The 2,876-nt window shown below is 73.6% G+C and carries 5 protein-coding genes; 1 reads left to right on the top strand and 4 read right to left on the bottom strand.

The window, feature by feature from the left end; genetic code table 11:
• Positions 1 to 64 precede the first annotated feature (64 nt).
• The gene (locus VKG64_00175) at positions 65 to 214 is read left to right on the top strand and encodes a hypothetical protein (GenBank protein ID HKB23437.1); all 150 of its coding nucleotides are present in this window, start codon (positions 65 to 67) and stop codon (positions 212 to 214) included.
• A gap of 14 nt (positions 215 to 228) precedes the next feature.
• Here VKG64_00175 and VKG64_00170 read toward each other — a convergent pair whose 3' ends face one another.
• From VKG64_00170 to VKG64_00155, 4 genes are all read right to left on the bottom strand, one after another.
• Positions 229 to 459, bottom strand: a complete 231-nt coding sequence (locus VKG64_00170) for a hypothetical protein (protein HKB23436.1) — start codon at positions 457 to 459, stop codon at positions 229 to 231.
• Positions 437 to 721 carry a hypothetical protein gene (locus VKG64_00165; GenBank protein ID HKB23435.1) on the bottom strand — a complete coding sequence of 95 codons (285 nt, stop codon included), beginning with the start codon at positions 719 to 721 and terminating at the stop codon, positions 437 to 439. Before VKG64_00165 ends, VKG64_00170 begins: the two co-directional genes overlap by 23 nt.
• Before the next feature lie 102 nt (positions 722 to 823).
• The gene (locus tag VKG64_00160; protein HKB23434.1) at positions 824 to 2,041 is read right to left on the bottom strand and encodes an SUMF1/EgtB/PvdO family nonheme iron enzyme; all 1,218 of its coding nucleotides are present in this window, start codon (positions 2,039 to 2,041) and stop codon (positions 824 to 826) included.
• 40 nt (positions 2,042 to 2,081) lie between these two features.
• Positions 2,082 to 2,837, bottom strand: coding sequence for an ABC transporter permease (locus tag VKG64_00155; GenBank protein HKB23433.1), 756 nt, complete (start codon positions 2,835 to 2,837; stop codon positions 2,082 to 2,084).
• Positions 2,838 to 2,876: the final 39 nt, after the last annotated feature.

Here is a 2,876-nt window from a genome sequence, read left to right as displayed (position 1 = left end):
CTCACAGAAGCAAGAGTGGAGCCATCCTTACATCCGGCGACCTAAATGCGCGCTATCGCGCGCTTTGCCCCAGGCGGGGTCCCGTCTCAGCCTCGATTCGGCGTGGTGGATCTCGACCGTCCCGGGCCTCGTGCTGATGCTCACCTCGCTCGTGGTGAGCCGCACGGGCGACTGGCTCCGGGACCTGCTGGACCCGACGCTGCGGGGCGAGTAGCGGGCGCGCGGCCGTCAGGCCGCGAAGTCCTCGGCCTCGTCCGCCACGGGGATGCGCTCGAGGACGCAGAGCGGGAGCGACACCGACTCCGCGCACCCGAGGCAGTAGAAGGAGAGCTCCATCTCGGGTCCGACGCTGCCCCGCCGTCCCTGGAGCGCGAGCCGCCGGCCGCACCTCGCGTGGTGGATGCCGCCGTCGAGCGCCCGGTACACGGTCACGATCTCAGCGGAGACTGACGCGTTCATCGTCGACCTCCTTGCACCGCACCTCGACGTGCAGCGTGCGGAGCGGGCTCCTGTCGGACCAGTACGCGCGGGAGAACATCAGGCAGCCCCGGCGGGCCAGCTCGCGTTCCATGTCCGCGACCGGCCGCGCGAGCTGCGCGGCCACGTCGTCGCCGGCGACCTCGATGTCCCGCGAGACGACCATCTCCGCGCCGAGGGCCGGCGTGCAGCACAGCGCCAGCGCCGAGAGCACTCCGGCCACCGCGCGGCGGGGACTGTCCATGGCGTGGAGTCTAGCCGGGGCGGGGGGAGGAGCTATCCGGAAGGCGCCCCAAAGCGGGCGGGGAAAATCCTTGACCGCGCCGCGGGAAGGACCTGAACGGCGCTAGCCCGCGCTCTTCGCGCAGCGGAAGCCGATGAGATCGTTGCGATCGGTCGGCACGCTCGCCTCACGGAACGTCGCGCGCACGAAGATGGCGAGTTTCGTCCACGCGCCGCCGCGGAGGCCCTTCTCCGTGCCGGTCTCGGGCCCGCGCGGGTTCCGCTCGGGGCTCCGCCGATAGTAGGTGTCGTCGTGCCAGTCGGCGACCCACTCGAAGACGTTGCCCGCGAGGTCGTGGATGTCGTAGGGGCTCGCGCCGGACGGGAAGCGCCCGACGGGGCTCGTCGAGCCCACCCTCATCTCGGCGTTGGCCCGCGCTGCGTCCCACGCGTCCCCCCAGGGATAGCGCCGGCCGTCGGTGCCGCGCGCCGCCTTCTCCCACTCGGCCTCGGTGGGCAGGCGCTTGCCCGCCCAGCGGCAATACGTGTCCGCGTCGTTCCACGAGACCATCACGACCGGGTGGCTCGGCTCGCTCGCGGTGCCGGAGCCGCCGGGCTGCCGGAAGTACGCGCCGTCGAGCTTGATCCACTGCCACCGCTCGTCCCGGTACTGCCGCGACCAGCCGTGGCCCTCGCGCTCGGCCGTGGTCCGGTAGGCCGTCGCGCGGACGAAGCGCTCGAAGAGCGCGTTCGTCACCTCGTAGCGGTCCAGGTAGTAGGCGTCGAGCCAAACGCGGTGGCGCGGCCCCTCGCGGTCGAAGACGCAGTCCGCCTCCTGGCCGCCCTGCTGGCGGCACTCGTCCTTGAGCCGCGCCTGGTCGGCGTCGTCGATGCCCATCCAGAACTCGCCGGCCGCGACCAGCATCATCTCCGCGCCGTCGTCGCCGCGGACGACTCGGGGCGTGGCGCCGGCGCCGAGCGGCTCGAGGTCGATCCGCACCTCGTGCCGCGCGCCCGCGACGACCTCGACCGTGCGCTCCCACGGGCGGTAGCCGTCCCTGCGCGCGACGATGCGCCGCGCGCCCGCCGGGATGTTGGGGACCACGAGGACCGAGCCGCCCCGGGTCACGCCGATCCGCTGGTCGTCGACGAAGATCTCCACGCGGGAGACGCGCGAGACGAAGGCGAGCGTGCCGACGTCCCCGCGCGGCTCGGCCTGCGCCTCGACGCGCGCCCGCGGGGCGGCCACGGCACCCGCGCCGAGCGCCAGCGAGAGCGCGAGCAGCGCGGCCCGTCGGAGCGACGCGAGGGCGCCGGAGCGGCGTGACGCGGTCCTGGTCATGGGCGCGGTCCCGAGAGTCGAGTGGATTCTACCGCACGGGCTAGCCGCGCCAGTGGGAGAGGCGCTCGCTCACGTGGTCGAGCGCCAGCACGATCGCGATCGAGGCGGCCGAGACGAGCCCCGTGGCGGCGAAGAGCTCGGGCGCCTGGAAGCCGTTCGCGAGCGAGCCCATGACGTAGCCCATGCCGCGGACCCCGGCGAACATCTCCACGACGAGCACGCCGAGGAGGCAGAAGACGATCCCGAGGCGCATGCCCGCGAACACCGAGGGGACGATCGCCGGCAGGAGCACCTTCCAGTAGAGCTGCCACGTGCTGGCGCCGTACGCGCGCGCCACCGTGACGAGCGTCCGGTCCACGTCGCGCACCGCGCCCGTGACGAGGACCAGGACCGGGAAGAACCCGTGGAGCGTGCCGTAGAAGATCGCGGGCGCCGTCCCGTAGCCGAGCAGCAGGACGATCCACGGCAGCACGAGGATCTTCGGGATGCCGTAGAGCGTGACGACGAACGGGTCGAGCACCTCGCGGAGCAGGCGCACCGAGCCGACGGCGAGCCCGGCCGCGACGCCGAGGACCATCGAGAGCGCGTAGGCGATGGCCGTCTTGCCGAGCGTATCGCCGAGGGCCGCGAGGGCCGGCCCGCCCATCGTGGCGAGCGCCCGGCCGACCGCGCTCGGCGCCGGCACGAAGAGCGGGTCCACGAGGCCCCCGCGCGCCGCGCCCTCCCACGCGCCGAGGAGCGCCAGCACGCTCGCGAGCTGGAGCGCGCGCACGGCGGGCACGCTCACTCGCTCCACGCCCGTGCCCGCCGCTCGACCAGCCCCGCCACGACGTCC

The sequence above is a fragment of the Candidatus Methylomirabilota bacterium genome (assembly GCA_035260325.1).
In the GTDB taxonomy this organism is placed as follows: Bacteria; Methylomirabilota; Methylomirabilia; order Rokubacteriales; family CSP1-6; genus AR19.
This window is presented reverse-complemented; position numbering and strand designations above follow the sequence as displayed.